General features: G+C 36.7%; 15 protein-coding genes. 7 read left to right on the forward strand and 8 right to left on the reverse strand.

Features of this window, described 5'->3' with window-relative positions; translation table 11 throughout:
- The first annotated feature begins 124 nt into the window (after positions 1-124).
- Together nikA and LJC66_RS02375 are read left to right on the forward strand one after the other, a co-directional pair.
- Positions 125-1,666: a nickel ABC transporter substrate-binding protein gene (gene nikA / locus LJC66_RS02370; RefSeq protein WP_230931738.1), complete on the forward strand. Its 1,542-nt coding sequence runs from the start codon at positions 125-127 to the stop codon at positions 1,664-1,666.
- Positions 1,667-1,735: 69 nt separating this feature from the next.
- Positions 1,736-2,263 carry a GNAT family N-acetyltransferase gene (locus tag LJC66_RS02375; RefSeq protein WP_195695479.1) on the forward strand — a complete coding sequence of 176 codons (528 nt, stop codon included), beginning with the start codon at positions 1,736-1,738 and terminating at the stop codon, positions 2,261-2,263.
- Between the two features lie 311 nt (positions 2,264-2,574).
- Here the strand turns inward: LJC66_RS02375 and LJC66_RS02380 are convergent, their stop codons facing one another.
- On the reverse strand, positions 2,575-3,876 hold the full coding sequence (locus tag LJC66_RS02380; RefSeq protein ID WP_195695478.1) for a CitMHS family transporter: 1,302 nt from the start codon (positions 3,874-3,876) through the stop codon (positions 2,575-2,577).
- Between the two features lie 143 nt (positions 3,877-4,019).
- Positions 4,020-4,463 (reverse strand): YfmQ family protein, encoded by a 444-nt coding sequence (locus LJC66_RS02385; RefSeq protein WP_195695477.1) that lies wholly within the window; start codon positions 4,461-4,463, stop codon positions 4,020-4,022.
- Positions 4,464-4,657: 194 nt separating this feature from the next.
- On the opposite strand from LJC66_RS02385, the gene LJC66_RS02390 reads away from it, so the two are divergent.
- Positions 4,658-4,795 (forward strand): lmo0937 family membrane protein, encoded by a 138-nt coding sequence (locus LJC66_RS02390; RefSeq protein WP_013055244.1) that lies wholly within the window; start codon positions 4,658-4,660, stop codon positions 4,793-4,795.
- A 32-nt stretch (positions 4,796-4,827) separates the two neighbouring features.
- Here the strand turns inward: LJC66_RS02390 and LJC66_RS02395 are convergent, their stop codons facing one another.
- Entirely contained in the window at positions 4,828-5,598 is a 771-nt protein-coding gene (locus LJC66_RS02395; protein ID WP_195695476.1) for a TatD family hydrolase, read from the reverse strand.
- Positions 5,599-5,660: 62 nt separating this feature from the next.
- Complete coding sequence (gene rarD / locus LJC66_RS02400) at positions 5,661-6,581, reverse strand: EamA family transporter RarD (protein ID WP_195695475.1); 921 nt, start codon at positions 6,579-6,581, stop codon at positions 5,661-5,663.
- Positions 6,582-6,916: 335 nt separating this feature from the next.
- Here rarD and LJC66_RS02405 point away from each other — a divergent pair, with 335 nt between their 5' ends.
- Positions 6,917-7,312 carry an SET domain-containing protein gene (locus tag LJC66_RS02405; RefSeq protein WP_013055247.1) on the forward strand — a complete coding sequence of 132 codons (396 nt, stop codon included), beginning with the start codon at positions 6,917-6,919 and terminating at the stop codon, positions 7,310-7,312.
- Positions 7,313-7,347: 35 nt separating this feature from the next.
- Here the strand turns inward: LJC66_RS02405 and LJC66_RS02410 are convergent, their stop codons facing one another.
- Positions 7,348-8,490 carry an AI-2E family transporter gene (locus LJC66_RS02410; RefSeq protein WP_013081622.1) on the reverse strand — a complete coding sequence of 381 codons (1,143 nt, stop codon included), beginning with the start codon at positions 8,488-8,490 and terminating at the stop codon, positions 7,348-7,350.
- 127 nt (positions 8,491-8,617) lie between these two features.
- On the opposite strand from LJC66_RS02410, the gene LJC66_RS02415 reads away from it, so the two are divergent.
- Positions 8,618-8,887: a hypothetical protein gene (locus tag LJC66_RS02415; protein ID WP_014461729.1), complete on the forward strand. Its 270-nt coding sequence runs from the start codon at positions 8,618-8,620 to the stop codon at positions 8,885-8,887.
- Between the two features lie 248 nt (positions 8,888-9,135).
- Here the strand turns inward: LJC66_RS02415 and LJC66_RS02420 are convergent, their stop codons facing one another.
- Positions 9,136-9,666, reverse strand: coding sequence for an IseA DL-endopeptidase inhibitor family protein (locus tag LJC66_RS02420; protein WP_028410237.1), 531 nt, complete (start codon positions 9,664-9,666; stop codon positions 9,136-9,138).
- Between the two features lie 413 nt (positions 9,667-10,079).
- Here LJC66_RS02420 and LJC66_RS02425 point away from each other — a divergent pair, with 413 nt between their 5' ends.
- Entirely contained in the window at positions 10,080-11,072 is a 993-nt protein-coding gene (locus LJC66_RS02425; protein WP_230931760.1) for a zinc-binding dehydrogenase, read from the forward strand.
- 97 nt (positions 11,073-11,169) lie between these two features.
- On the opposite strand, the gene LJC66_RS02430 is transcribed toward LJC66_RS02425, so the two are convergent.
- On the reverse strand, positions 11,170-12,750 hold the full coding sequence (locus LJC66_RS02430) for a lactate permease LctP family transporter (protein WP_195695474.1): 1,581 nt from the start codon (positions 12,748-12,750) through the stop codon (positions 11,170-11,172).
- A gap of 64 nt (positions 12,751-12,814) precedes the next feature.
- Positions 12,815-13,771: an L-lactate dehydrogenase gene (locus tag LJC66_RS02435; protein ID WP_013081626.1), complete on the reverse strand. Its 957-nt coding sequence runs from the start codon at positions 13,769-13,771 to the stop codon at positions 12,815-12,817.
- Between the two features lie 329 nt (positions 13,772-14,100).
- Between LJC66_RS02435 and LJC66_RS02440 the strand changes: the two genes are divergently transcribed.
- Entirely contained in the window at positions 14,101-14,976 is an 876-nt protein-coding gene (locus tag LJC66_RS02440; protein WP_195695473.1) for a cation diffusion facilitator family transporter, read from the forward strand.
- Positions 14,977-15,068: the final 92 nt, after the last annotated feature.

The following is a 15,068-nucleotide window of genomic DNA, read 5'->3' on the forward strand; positions in this document are numbered from 1 at the left end:
AGGTGTTTTGGCAGAATCAAAAATAAGATAAACAAGGGATACGTTTATCTGAATTTGTTGTGAAGACAAGCACTTCTTTTTAGAAGTGCTTTTTTTTGTATTAAAATAGAAGGTGGGAAAATCAATGATAAATAATAAAAAGCTCGTATCTATGATATTTCTTGTGTTACTTTGCCTCACTGCTTGCGCTCCTAATGAAGAGAGCATAAGTATAAAAGAAAGAAAGAAAACGGATAAAAGTGTGACGTTTTTATTTAATTTTACATCTGCAACGCTTGATCCTCATACCGACGATAATTATACAGCAGTTCGTGCGGGAGTAGGGGAGACGCTTGTTAAAATCAGCGACGATTTAAAAATAAAGCCTTGGCTTGCTGAAAAGTGGGAAACGAAAGATAACGGCCTTACATGGACATTTATGATAAGAAAGAACATCACGTTTCAAAATGGAAAAGCGCTGGATGCAAATGCTGTTAAGTCTTCTCTTCAAAGAACGATAGATCAAAGTTATGCGATGAAAAACACTTTAAATATTAAAGAAATGAAATCGAACGGTCATGCGCTGACAATTACATTAAAAGAACCAATGCCTAAATTCCCTTCTGAGTTAGTGCATCCAAACACAGCTATTATAGATGTTGATGTTTCTAATATAGCTAAGAAGCCCATTGGTACAGGTCCATTTCACGTTTTGACTTTCGATCAAGGAAATCAAGTGAAGTTAGAAAGATATGAACATTATTGGAATGGAAAAGTGAAATTGAAAAATGCGATCTTTGCATTTAACGAAGATGCAAATGCGCGAGTTGCAGCTCTTCAGTCCGGGACAGCCGATATTATTTATCGGCCGCCTTTAGAAAGCTTGAGCACTTTACAAGCGAATTCGTCTTTCAAAGTAAGCGGAGTACCTAGTGTGCGTACTCATTTATTGCTTTATAACCAAACCAATGACGCATTAAAAGACGAAAATGTAAGAAAAGCTATCGATACCTTATTGAACCGAAAAGAAATTGTCAGCAGCATAATGAACAATCAAGCGGCAGCGGCTCGAGGTCCATTTTTATCTCAATTTCCTTTTGCTGATAATACTGCTAACGAGCAAAGAGGTATGACATCTGCTAAAAAATATTTAGAGAAAGCAGGCTATCAAATCAAAAATGACAAAGCAATCAAAAATGGAAAGCCACTATCGCTCTCTCTTGTCACATACAGCTCTCTGCCAGAACTGCCTTTAATTGCTCAGCTTATACAGTCTAATGCCAAAGAGTTAGGAATTTCTATTAAAATTCACCTAGTTGAAGATAGCGATGAATATGTAATGGCAAAAGATGATTGGGATTTAGCATTGTACAGCCTTATCACAGCACCTAGAGGGGATGCCAGCTATTATTTAAGCACGAACTATTTGCCGGGCGGTGGTTTAAATGCCAGTCGAATTAATGACGATACGCTAACAAAAATGATAGAACAGTTAAATTCAACCGTAGATGACGCAAAACGAAATCAGCTAGCCAAGCAAGCAACCGCTTTGATTAATAGAAAAATGCTGACATCATCGATTGTACATCCAAACATTGTTGTTGCTTATAATCAACAAGTGAAAAATTGGACAACAAATCCCAGTGAGTATTATATGCTGACTCAGCATTTAGACGTAACGCCGTAGTCAATATTGTTGTTCCTATAGGAAAACGAGAAAGTATACAATGATAGAAAAAAGGATGTGACAGTAAACGTGCAAGAAGTACAAATGTATCAAATTAAAGAAGTAACAGAAAAAGATGCGGAAGTGGTTCAGTTTGTCATGAATATACGGAATGAGCTATTTCCTATGCTGCAAAAAAATCAGCTTCCTGTAGATTTGCTTCATTTTAATGAACATTATGTTCAAGCGAAAGGCGCTGCTTTTTTTGCAGCTGTCACGGAAAATCAACAAGTAATTGGAACAATTGGTTTATACGCTTACGATGGAAGGTTTCATGCATTAAAAAAGCGATATGAACATAAAACTGCAGCTGAGATTGTAAAATGCTATGTCGATCCAGCGTACCGGCGTCTAGGCATTGGACAGCAGCTGTTAAAAGCAGTGGAACAATTTGCTCAAAATCATTTTTATGACACGTTGTATCTGCATACTCATCCTTTTTTACCGGGGGCTATCCCATTTTGGACTTCACAAGGTTTTATCGAAAGGCTTGCTGAACAGGAAGAGCCATGGAATACGCTGCACATGGACAGAAAAATACAACCAGTCGTAATGTAACAATATTATACAGTAATTACCATAGAATCTAGATAAGAGCTCATGCTATAATAAGCGTACTTACATTTATAGCCTGTAGGGCAAGTCCTTACAGAAAAGAACCACGTTTCGAATTGGCTGAAACGTGGTTTTTTTCTATGAAAAACAAATAACAAAATATTTTTAAAAATATATATGAAATCGCTTTCAAAATAATGAAATATATTATATAATTACTAGTGTTGTGTTGTACTTTGTTAGTGTTAAATCAATATCCTACATGTGTGAGCCGATTGCCTTATGGTAGTCGGCTTCCTTTTTATGGTAAGATTCTATAAGGAAATTGCATTCGTTAAAATGGCTGTAATCGTCATGACAATAGTTGTCCCAAAGGCCCACTTGAAAAGAAACTTTTGATGCTCGCCGAAATCTACTTCAACCAGCCCAATCAGAATGAAAGTAGCGGGTACTAAAGGGGATAGAGGAAACCCAGTTGTGGAATGTCCCAATAAAGCTGCTCGTCCTATTTCTACAGGGTCTACACCAAAATTAGCTGCTGTATGGCTAATAACAGGTAAAATGCCAAAGTAATAAGCATCAGGTGAAAATACAAAGCTAAGAGGAAGGCTTGTTATTGCTACAACTAAGGGAAGGTGAGAGCCCAGCCATTCAGGAGTGAGGCTTACAATGGTATTAGCCATGGCATCCATCATTTTTGTTTCTGTAAAAACGCCTGTAAAGATTCCGGCTGCAAAAACCAACGTACTAACCATTACAAAGCTGTTTGCATGACTTAAGATTCTTTCCTGCTGTTCTTTTGGATGAGGAAAATTAACAAATAAAGCAATGGCAAAAGCAATAGCAAATAAAATTGGAATAGGGAGTATGTCTATGATCAAGAGAGTCATTAAGCACAGTGTCAATAAAGCATTAAACCAAAAGAGTCTAGGTGGCTTCCCAGGAATTTCATGAGCTGAAAGCTGTTCAGCAAAAGCCATTGATGCACCTTTTAAATGAATGGTTCCTAAGCGCGCTTTTTCTCTCTTTCCGAGTAAGTATGCTGAAAATAAAGTCCACATCAATCCCGCTGTCATAGCTGGAATAAGAGGATTAAATAGATCTGATACTTCTAATTGTAAACTTGCTGCGGCTCTTACGAGAGGACCTCCCCAAGGAATCATATTCATAACACCTGCGCTTAAACTAATAACACAAGCCAGTATTAGTCGGTTCATTCCCAGTTTTGTGTACAAAGGGAGCAAGGCGGAAACTGTAATTAAAAATGTAGAAGAGCCGTCTCCGTCCAAGCCAACAAGCATTGTAATAACGGCAGTTGCCATTACGACTTTTAAGGGATCGCCTTTCACAATGTTTAGGATACGAGAAATCATAGGATCAAATAAACCGACGTCAATCATTAGTCCAAAATATAAAATAGCAAAAACGATCATAATGGCTGTAGGAGCTACTTTTAAAATACCATTCATCATCATATCGCCCATATCAGCACTAAAACCTCCAATTACACCAAAGAGGATAGCGACAAAAATAAAAGCAACAACCACGGACAAGCGTTTACTAATGACAAGAAATAGAAAAGTCGCAATCATTCCAAACCCTAACAAAGAAAGCACTATCCATCACCTCTTAAAAAAGTTAGAAAATTCTATTAATTTATATTATAGCATTAGAATTAATGTTAAAGTTTGGTATTTTTAAATAAGGTAGCTTCAACCTAAAACTAAAAACTAAAAAAGCCGCCTTGTAGGCGACTGGTTTAAGCTAGATCAGCTGTTATGGACTGCTTTTGAAGGTGATCAGACAGCAGGCTGTAAGCAATAATTTTCTTTTTATGCTGTTTTACGACGTCGACATGATCGTGATAACTGTATACGCATAATCGAACATCGTTTTTTCCTTTTTTCGTATCGATAACCAGTGGAGTTTCACTGTCTTCTAGGTGTTTATAATAGTCCTTATTTCCTTCATGGACATAATATTGTTTTAAAAATGTTGCTTTATTAAAATAATCAATCACTTGCATTTTGTCTTTGCCTTCTAAATGTTTCCCATCAACTGTGACAGTAACGCTTTGGTCATCAAGTGTTGGGTGTAATTGAAATTTAGTCATAAGCCATTTGACCACTGGAGTTGGAAGACACGTTATTAATATTTTGAGTGCACTTACAAGAATGATGGAAAGTAATACAATCCACGTCATAGTTAATCATCTCCGCTATAGTTTAAATGAAATAAGATTACATACTTATTTTACCACAGAGAACATGATTGCTTTTTGTACATTATGTGAACCTTCCTCAGTGAAAAGATGTATATGAAATACGTTTATTTATGCACATTTAGGGAAATATAAAATTATAACAAATACTACATATAAAAAAAGGAGAAAACATTATGTTGTGGACGATTATTGGACTTTTATTTATTTTTTGGTTATTAGGATTAGTTTTTCATATTGGCGGCGGCATCATTCACATTCTTCTTGTCATTGCAGTGATTGTGCTAATCGTAAAACTTGTGAAACGAATTTAGATATAAAAGGCCTTTCCTTAGGGAAAGGCCTTTTATATGGAGAGACTATAAAAACAAGACGTATTTTGATATAAAAAATCATATGCTTCCGTTACAGAAACTCCTTTGAGACGTGCTATTTCCTCAACGGACTGATGTATCATTGATGGAACCGTTGTGTGGTTTTGAAAAGGTCCTTCAAATGGCCACGGACCATCTGTTTCGACCATCAAGTAGTCAAGAGGGTATTCCATAGCAAGCGCTTGGGTTTTAGGCTTATATACAATATCGGGTGTAACTGAAATATAGTAACCGTTGTTTTTCATTCGTTCAACGGTTTTTTTAGCTCCTTTGAACCAGTGGAAGTGAGCTTTAGACACAGAATGTTTTTCTAATAAGTCGCATACGATCTCAGCATCTTCATATACAGCGTGAAGAACTAACGGTTTCCCCCATTTTTTTGAATGAACAATAAAAGCTTCAAGCAGCTCCAAATAGGGCTCTAGAGAAAGAGTATAGGTCTGACTTAAGTAATAAGGTAGACCAACCTCCCCAACAGCTATCATTTCTTCATTGTTTTGATCAATCCAGGCAAACAGTTCCGCTAATTCATTTGAAGAAGGAAGCATTTGTTCAGGATGAAATCCGTAGGCGGGTTTCACACAGGAATACAATTGGCCGATTTTTTGATTAAGTTGGCAAGACTGTAATGTGGAAGATACAGAAATAAGCGCTTGTAACGAAGGATCCTGCTCAATTATGTCTTTCCAGATTTTCGGTTCATATTGATCGAGATGAATATGAGAGTCAATAATTCGTTTCATAAATACTGCTCCTCCCAGCCTATTGTATTTAAAAATAATACGTAAGAAAATGTATGCTTCTGTTAGGCCTCCACTTTATTTCTTATTTGTTTTTTGTTCCCCCATTTAGTAATAGATGAAAACGTATAAACAATAAGAGCTAACCAAATAAAACTAAAAGCAATAACATGAGCTTTTGTTAGCGATTCATGGTACAGAATCACTCCTGCTAGCAGAGATAAGGTTGGTGAAATATATTGAAGAATACCAAGCATTGATAATGATACTTTTTTAGCACTTTTTGTGAATAATAAGAGTGGTAGAGCTGTGACCATTCCACTTCCGATTAATAAAAGACTTGTTGAAAAAGAATCAAAAAACTGCAGGTGTGATTGAAACGTGAGGTAGCTTATGTATGCTAATGCAATAGGGGAGACGACCATCGTTTCAAGAGTTAATCCAATTGTTGAATCAGCTTTAATCTTTTTCTTTGCCAAACCATATAATCCGAAAGTAAGAGCTAAACTAAGTGAAATCCAAGGAACCACACCATAATGAAGACTGAGTGTTAATACCCCGATCGCTGCTAGTATAAAGGCAAAAATTTGAGCCCCGCTTAATCTCTCTTTTAAGACAATAACACCTAATAAAACACTTGTTAGGGGATTAATATATTGTCCAAGGCTCGCTTCTACTATTTTTCCATCAATGACAGCCCACATAAAAATGCCCCAATTTGCACTAATAAGTACAGACGCAGTAAAAAGGGACCAGAATAAGGATGGTTTTTTCATTATTTCTTTTACAAACGTAATGTATGTACGCCATTTCTTTGTTATCAATAAAAGAGTAAGCATAAAAATAAAAGACCAAAAAACGCGCTGAGCTAAAATCTCCCCCGGTGCTACGTGGTGAACCAGCTTCCAATAAATTGGCGTGAGCCCCCACATAAGATAAGAAAGGACTGCATACGTTACACCATCTTTGTCATGATTTAAGTTCATTTAAAACCTTCTTTCTAACATGAGATAAATTTGGTAATAAGAGTGATAGATTAACATAAAAAAGCAGCATAAACGATTATATCACAGAGAAAAACGATTCTTCACATGTTGAATGGCTCAAAAAAGCGCTATGCGCAAGGTTATTGCTTTCCCATGTCTAAAATAAAATCAAATTGCATGTTTCTAACAAGGTAAGTGCTTACACAAGTGTGCATGATAAGCGCTCCTTCAGCTTATATTCAAGTGGTTATGAAAAACAGTTGATTTCCCCATTAGAAACTGTCAAGCTTAAGAAAGAAAAAAATCTTAAAGGAAAGAATATATAGGTGACGAATATGATCGAAATAAAAGTGTCTGCGATAAGCGACGGAGAATTTAATAGAGGTGTATTTGCTAAGCAAGATATTAAAAAAGGAACGCTTATTCACGAAGCTCCTGTTATCGCTTATCCTAATAAAGAGCATGATTTTATTGAGAAAACAACACTAGCGGATTATGCTTTTGAATATGGAGTGAATCATACGGCTATTCTTTTGGGATACGGTATGCTGTTTAATCACTCGTATACACCCAATGCTACGTATGAAATTAATTTTGACAATCATACCTTTGATTTTTATGCATATACGGATATCCAAGCAGGAGAAGAAATTCTCATCAACTATAATGGAGATGAAGATGATCAAGAGCTCCTTTGGTTTGATCGTGAAGATGAAGAAGAACAAAAGTAAAAAGGTAAGCCCATCGAAAATCGATGGGCTTTTTATTATGCTTTTTTATCTGGATACATAGTCGAATTCAAACGGATGAATTGGTAAATATGCGTAATAATAACTTTTAAAACGGCATATCCAGGGACAGCTAAAATGATACCGATGATTCCGAATAAGTTTCCGGCGGTTAGAATGACAAAAATGACTGTAATCGGGTGAATGTCTAGGCTTCTTCCCATAATTTGGGGAGATATTACTTTACCTTCAAGCAATTGAACAACTGCCCAGACAATGGCTAGTTTTACAAGCATGAAAGGAGAGGTAATAAACGCAATAATAATGGCTGGGATAATGGCGATAATAGGACCAAGGTAAGGCACAACGTTGGTTACCATGGCGATAATCGCTAGAAGTAATGCATAATCTAACCCAATAATCAGATAGCCAATGAAAAGCAGTACACCTATACAAATCGCAACAAAAATTTGCCCGCGAATATATGCGCTTAATGCGTGGTTCATGTCGGCTAAAATGAATTTAGCTTCAGAACGAGAGCGGTTTGGAAGCAGTTTTACAATGTAATTAGGTAAATTTTTCCCATCTTTTAATAAGTAAAAAAGAATAAAGGGTAAAACGGCAACCGATAATATAATTTCTGTAATGGTGCCGACAAAGTTCACAATCCCGCTTGAAAATCCAGAAACATATTTACTCAAGTGTTTTGATGCATCTTTTGAAATCTTATCTAGGTCCGTGTTAGCCGACTGAAGACCTTGTTCGACATATCGGTTATTCGAAAGGTTCGTCACCGCATGCTGAACGTCATGCGTCAGCTCTGGGATATTATCAATAAGACGGTCAACTTGATTTTTTAGAGGCGGAATAACCGATGAAATAATAATGGCTAATGCGCCGATAATCACTATGTATAAAACAAGAATGGAAATAATTCGTTTTACACCTTTTCGTTCTAAAAAGTCAACAAGCGGATTAAATAAATAAAAGCAAATTCCTGCTAAGATAATCGGCAGTGCGATTGTTTTAATAAAAATAGAGATAGGAATTAAAATAAATCCGATTTTTGATAACGAAAAAATAGTCATGCTGAGAATAAAAATAATAATTGTATATACAACAAATTTATTATTTAAGATTTTTTCTCGGAAAAAAGTTCCTTTCTGAGGTCTAGGTTCCAAGCTGTTCAACTCCTTTTAAAAATAAATGTATAGTTATCATACCCTGATTTAGACTAATTTAAGAGGGTTTTTTACAAAGAAGTGTGCATACTAGTAGAAAATCTTCTAGAAAGAAGGGGTGGAATCATTGAAAGAAGACAAACAACCATCGTATGATGATTTCTCTACAGTAGAAAAAAGCCATGAGTATATAACCGCTGAAGAATTTCCAGACGGTCCTTTCGGTTCTCCTGTTAATCAAAAACTGGGGAAATCTACTTCATGGGAAGAAGGGCAGCGAACGTATAGCGCATTTAATTATGAAAACAAAAATCTTCATGAAAAAGCGCAAAGATTATTTCCAGGCGCTCATCCTGTACATGATAACCCAGAGGAACATGAACAAAATCCAAGTTAATGTCTTTATTATGCTCTGAATATATTGCCCTATCTTTTTGCTGAATTATGTTGACAATAAGCAATTTAGCCTGTAATATAAAACGTAACTTATCACTGTTTCTACAGGATTCGACAAAATTTGATTTACTTAAACTTGTGATCTCAACTTCTATTTACAGCTATTAGAGCGCTGTAAGTAGAAGTTTTATTTATGTTATCGATAAAAAAGAAAAAAGCAGGTCTGCTCAAGCAGGCCTGCTTTTTTTATTATTGAACAGCGTCAAATTTATTTACTTTCCACTGAGAATTAGATTTATAGAATGTGACAGTGCGTTTTACGCTGCCGCCATCTACAGTTGGAACTGTGAATTCATAAGAGCGAACCGTTGCTGTTTGATACACAAGCTTTGTTTTTGCTTTTGACCACTCTAACATGCTGAATCCGTCGCCGATTGGATGTGCAAGTTTGCCGTTATATGTGATATAGCCGTAATTTGTTAATCCTTTTTCTACTGCACTATTTGTAAATGTCTCAGATAAGTAGCTTGATAGCTCAGCTTTTGTATCAAATTCAGGGCAAAGATACACGTAATCAGTTCCTTTATATTCAAATGTACGTTCTGTACATGGTTTGTTTTTATAACCGTGCAGAGCACTCCAGAAATGATTGCTGGCACTAGCTGCAATTTTGACAGCATTTGCATCCGTTAGTGTTGTAGATGTTGTTTGTGCTGTAACTCCAGTGCTTAGTGTAAAGAAAATAGCGATTGATGATAAAACTAGTCCAATTTTTTTCATTTCTAACTCACTCCTAATTAATTAACCTTATTTATGTAACAATTATGTGTTTTATATTTCTTTTGTTACATTTATATTACAATAAATCTGTAACAAAAGAAAGTGTTTTGTCTTTTTTTCTTAAATTTTTTTAGTTTTTTAGTAGTTTCTAAAATAGATATAGTAAGGGAATCACCAGTTAAATGCTGATTCATCAATGTTTTTAGGCGTTTCTTTCTACTTTTTAATCTTTTTGTTACAAAAGGATTGTTTGTAACAAAACTGTAATAAAAGAAGCTTAATACCTTTACGATACAGAAAAATAAAGATAAAACGGTGAAAGATCGATTCTAAAAGTTTGTTTTCCTTTTTTAGGCATATTTCTTTTTAGGTTTTGAGGTTTTTAGTAGAGTAGATTAAAAAGAGGCGAAATGATGAAAGGCATTATACATAGTGAAAAAAGTGGAATAGCAGGCATGAAGTACAGAGATCTTCAGGAGATGCACCCTGAAAGAGGAGAAGTAAAAGTAAGGCTAAAAACAGCAGGTTTAAACCGAAGAGATTTATTCGTTATGAGTAATCGAGGCAAAGGAGATAAGCCTTTTATCCCAGGTTCAGACGGTGCAGGCATTATAGAAGAAGCCGGGGAAGATGTAAAAGGTTTAAAAACTGGAATGGAAGTGATCATTAATCCAAGTCTGGAGTGGGATCGTATAGAGGACATTCCGTTTACGCCTAAAATTTTAGGTGTTCCACCGAATGGGACGTTTGCAGAGTATGTAATCATACAAGCGAAGAACGTTGTGCAAAAGCCGCCTTATCTATCTTGGAAACAGGCGGGGGTTCTTTCACTATCCGCTTTAACTGCTTATAGAGCTCTATTTACAAAAGGCCAATTAAAAAAAGGAGAGCATCTACTTATTCCCGGTATAGGAAGCGGAGTCGCGACCTATGGATTGTTATTCGCAAAAGCTATCGGAGCTAACGTAACAGTCACTTCTAGAAGTGATGAAAAAAGAAAGCAAGCCCTAAAGTATGGAGCGAATTATGCATTAGACAGTAGAAGTAACCTAACAGAAGAAATCAACGATAGAAAAGTAGATATTATACTTGATAGTGTAGGGGCAGCTTTATTTCCGACGTATTTTGAAATACTAAAGCCAAATGGAAGAATTGTTAATTTTGGGGCGAGTTCTGGAAATGAAGTTGAATTGCCTCTAAGAACTATTTTTTATCCTCAATTCAATATACTTGGCACATCTATGGGAAGTCAGGAAGAATTTGTGGACATGATGAATTTTATAGAGAAACATCAAATTAAACCAATCATCGATCGATTCTATCCGCTGTCAGAGGTAGCTGCAGCTTGCGAACGATTAGATAAAGGAAAACAATTTGGCAATATAGGTTTACTTATTTCAGAATAAAAAAAGTCCCCAGCGCTAACTGGGGACTTTTTTATATAATCAAACGTTTGTTTAAATGAAAGAAACACGATAATAACAGTTTTTTAGCGCTTTTTTATCATAACCACCAAGCTAATAAAAAGGTAACAAATCCCCCTAGTATCAAAAATCCCATGCTGTATTTGAGCGTGTATTTGAACAGTTCACCTTCTTTTCCAGCCAGTCCCACTGCTCCGGCAGCGACGGCAATTGATTGAGGAGAAAGCATTTTAGCCATTACGCCGCCGGCAGTATTAGCTGCTACGAGAATAACTGGCAAGACATTAATTTGCTGAGCTGTAGTTAGCTGCAAGTTGCCGAACAGCGCATTATTTGATACGACAGATCCCGTTAGAAATACGCCAATCCAGCCAAGGAATGGTGATAAAAATGGAAAATAAGCAGCCGATGTAGCGAGCGCCAATCCAAGTGTAGAAGACTGACCTGAATAATTTGAAATAAAGGCAAAAGCAATGACCATCATTATAGTAATAATAGGTCTTGATAATTCTTTTACGGTTTCTAAAAGAGTGGTCCATGCCACTTTTGGTGATACGTTAAGCAAGAAAACTGAAAGGACACAAGCGATAAGAATTGCTGTACCTGTTGCTGCAAATACGTCTATTTTTAAGACAGCAGCATAAGGCGTAGGATCTTTTACTAAAGGCGCTGCTTTAATTACGTGATTGTGTAAAAATGGGACGTTAATAAGCAGGTTCATATGTTCAAGCATTGTTTTGACAAAAGAAATGCTCCAAGCCGTAACGAGTATCGTTAAGAGAATAAAAGGAGACCAAGCCTTTAAAATCTGTTTTGGTGACAGGCTGAAGCTTTTAGCTGCTGCCGGGCTTGTTCGTTTAATATAAAAAGCAAGAGCAAGCAAACTCACAATAGAAGATGTGATATTTGGAAGTTCAGGGCCGATGTATGTAACAGTTAAATACTGTGTCAGTGCATAGGAAACGGCTGTGATGCTCGTTGCTTTCCATACGTCTTTTAATCCTTTTATCCCATCCATAATAAAGACAAGTAAAAAAGGGATAAGAAAAGAAATAATCGGAAGCTGCGTGCCAAGAAAATGAGCAATTTCTTTTGGATCTATGCCAGATACTTGTCCTGCGACAATAACAGGAATCCCCATGGCGCCAAACGCTCCTGAAGCTGTATTAGCAATTAAACATAGCGCCGCTGCTTTTAACGGTTTGAACCCAAGTCCAACTAGAAGCGCTGCTGTAATGGCAATCGGAGCTCCAAATCCCGCTGCCCCTTCTAAAAAAGCATTAAAGGAAAAAGCAACAAGCAGCATTTGCAAGCGGGGGTCATCGGTTATTGAAATAATAGATTGTCTGATGGTAGTAAACTGTCCGCTTTTGACAGTTAGCTTGTATAAGAACACCGCTCCGATAATAATATAGCTGATGGGCCAAAGTGCATACAGAAACCCATAGCCTGTGGCTCCTAAGACCATTGAGGCAGGCATATCATAAAAATAAATAGCAATAATCATAGAAAGAAGCACCGTAATACCGGCAGCAATATGTCCTTTTAATTTCAAAAGAGTTAAAGCAATAAAGAAAAAGATAATGGGGATGAGTGCAATTAGTGCAGAAAGCCAAATATTATTTAACGGATTATATACCTGAGTCCACGTCATATTCATACACCTCTACTACATATTTAAAACAAGGGAGCGGGGGGGAGTCCCCCGCAAAAATCTTTAGATGTTACACAAAAGCTCTGTCGCGAGTTTGCTTAAGAATGCTAGCAGAGTGCTCGAGCTGCTGCTGTTCGTGAGGAGTTAAATTCAATTCAATAATTTGACGCACGCCGTTTTTATTAATGATAGCTGGTACGCCGATATACACATCAGAAATACCGTATTGTCCTTCTAATAAAGCAGATACCGTTAAAATAGAATTTTCATCATCTAAAATAGCCTTGGTAATGCGTACAAGCCCCATTGCAATTCCGTAATAAGTCGCTCCTTTTCGATTAATAATATGGTAAGCCGCATCGCGGGTTTGTTCGAATAGATGCTGCATATCGGGTTCTTTTTCAATAGCGGCAGTATTGATAAAATGTTCGAGCTTCACACCGCCAATTTGCGCGTGGCTCCAAACAGGAAATTCCGTATCTCCATGTTCCCCCATAATATAAGCGTGGACGTTGCGAGAATCTACTTCGAAATAGTCGCTTAACAAGTAGCGGAAGCGAGCTGTGTCAAGAATCGTTCCTGAACCAATTACCCGTTCGTTTGGTAATCCTGATACTTTTTGTGTAACGTGTGCGAGAATATCAACTGGATTTGTTGCCACTAAAATGATGCCGTCAAATCCACTGTTCATAATATCTTTTACAATGCATTCAAAAATTTTAACGTTTTTTTCAACTAGATCTAAGCGTGTTTCCCCTGGAGCTTGATTAGCGCCCGCTGTAATAACTACTAAATCAGCGTCAGCACAGTCTTTATAATCTCCAGCCCAGATTTTCATCGGTGTGGCAAATGGCATTCCATGATTGATATCACGTGCTTCACCTTCTGCTTTTTCTTTGTTCATATCGATTAACACTAATTCATTGGCAATACCTTGATTCACCATTGAAAAAGCGTAGCTTGAGCCAACAAATCCGGTTCCAATTACAGCAACTTTTCGTGTTTTTGGCGTAAATTGTGTTTTCATTTGTATCATCCTTTGAATTTTATTTTGTGATGTTTTTCACAATGTTAGTGTAACAAGAATAAATACCCTCGGCTGTGATAAAAATCACACCTTAAAAAATAGGAAACAATTTTACAGGGTGATTTAAAAAAGGTTCTTCTACATGAAGTGCCACATTTAGAAAGATCTTAAACGTTTAAAGTGTTGAGTAAAGGCAACTTGTTTTGCAGAAAGCTAAAGAGTTTAACATTCTCTATTTGTATGTTAGCAGCCAATAATGTTTCTATAGACCCACACGAAATCCATTTGTTACACTAAGTTTGCTTATTTTTAATAAAGGAGTTGAAGGGATGGAGAACTACTATGAGCAAGCCCAAAAAGGCGCTTGGGTTAGTATCTTATCATATATCTTTTTATCGGCATGTAAACTTACTATTGCGGGTATCACCGCTTCCTCTGCATTAAAAGCCGACGGTCTTAATAATGTTACAGATATTATTGCATCCATTGCCGTCTTAATCGGCTTAAAAATTTCTAAAAAACCTCGCGATAATGATCATCCCTATGGACATTCCAGAGCGGAACATATCTCTTCACTTATTGCTTCTTTTATCATGATGGTCATCGGACTAGAAGTATTGGTCGATGCGGGTCAGTCATTATTTATGGACAAATCTGAAGCGCCTAATTTACTGGCTGCTTGGGTAGGTCTTGGAGCAGCTGCTGTTATGGGTGGTGTCTACCGATATAATATTAAGCTTGCTAAAAAACTTGATAGCCAGTCTTTATATGCGGTTGCTAAAGATAATTTGTCTGATGCACTTGTGAGTATAGGGGCTGTTGTGGGAATTTTGGGCTCACAATTCGGCTTGCCCTGGCTGGACGTGGTAGCTGCTTTTGCTGTGGGAATTATTATTTGTAAAACAGCCATCGAGATTTTTAAAGAAGCGGCTCATTCCTTAACGGACGGGTTTGATGAAGAAAAGTTAGAGCACTACAAAGAAAGCATCGAGCTTGTAGAAGGTGTAAAAGAAGTAGAAGATGTGAAAGCGCGCAAGCTTGGTAATCAAGTCGTGATTGATGTAACGGTTAAAGTAGATCCCCATTTAAATGTTATCAAAAGCCATGAAATTGCTGATCAAATTGAACATATGATGAACGATGAGCATCAAATTAAAGATACGCTTGTTCATATTGAACCTGATGCATACGAAAAGCAAAAATAAGACCAGCACGTTCTTTCATTGTGAAAGGATGCGCTGGTTTTATTTTGCGGGAATTTGAAATAAATCACAAAAACTTCTTCAAAAATGAAAAT

It is taken from the genome of Priestia sp. TSO9, assembly GCF_021029645.1.
In the GTDB taxonomy this organism is placed as follows: Bacteria; Bacillota; Bacilli; order Bacillales; family Bacillaceae_H; genus Priestia; species Priestia megaterium_E.

Coding starts and splice junctions, on each gene's coding strand:
- nikA (WP_230931738.1), top strand. CDS start 125: ATGATAAATAATAAAAAGCTCGTATCTATGATATTTCTTGTGTTACTT.
- LJC66_RS02385 (WP_195695477.1), bottom strand. CDS start 4,463: ATGACGTGGATTGTATTACTTTCCATCATTCTTGTAAGTGCACTCAAA.
- LJC66_RS02390 (WP_013055244.1), top strand. CDS start 4,658: ATGTTGTGGACGATTATTGGACTTTTATTTATTTTTTGGTTATTAGGA.
- LJC66_RS02395 (WP_195695476.1), bottom strand. CDS start 5,598: ATGAAACGAATTATTGACTCTCATATTCATCTCGATCAATATGAACCG.
- rarD (WP_195695475.1), bottom strand. CDS start 6,581: ATGAACTTAAATCATGACAAAGATGGTGTAACGTATGCAGTCCTTTCT.
- LJC66_RS02405 (WP_013055247.1), top strand. CDS start 6,917: ATGATCGAAATAAAAGTGTCTGCGATAAGCGACGGAGAATTTAATAGA.
- LJC66_RS02420 (WP_028410237.1), bottom strand. CDS start 9,666: ATGAAAAAAATTGGACTAGTTTTATCATCAATCGCTATTTTCTTTACA.
- LJC66_RS02425 (WP_230931760.1), top strand. CDS start 10,080: ATGAAAGGCATTATACATAGTGAAAAAAGTGGAATAGCAGGCATGAAG.
- LJC66_RS02430 (WP_195695474.1), bottom strand. CDS start 12,750: ATGAATATGACGTGGACTCAGGTATATAATCCGTTAAATAATATTTGG.
- LJC66_RS02435 (WP_013081626.1), bottom strand. CDS start 13,771: ATGAAAACACAATTTACGCCAAAAACACGAAAAGTTGCTGTAATTGGA.
- LJC66_RS02440 (WP_195695473.1), top strand. CDS start 14,101: ATGGAGAACTACTATGAGCAAGCCCAAAAAGGCGCTTGGGTTAGTATC.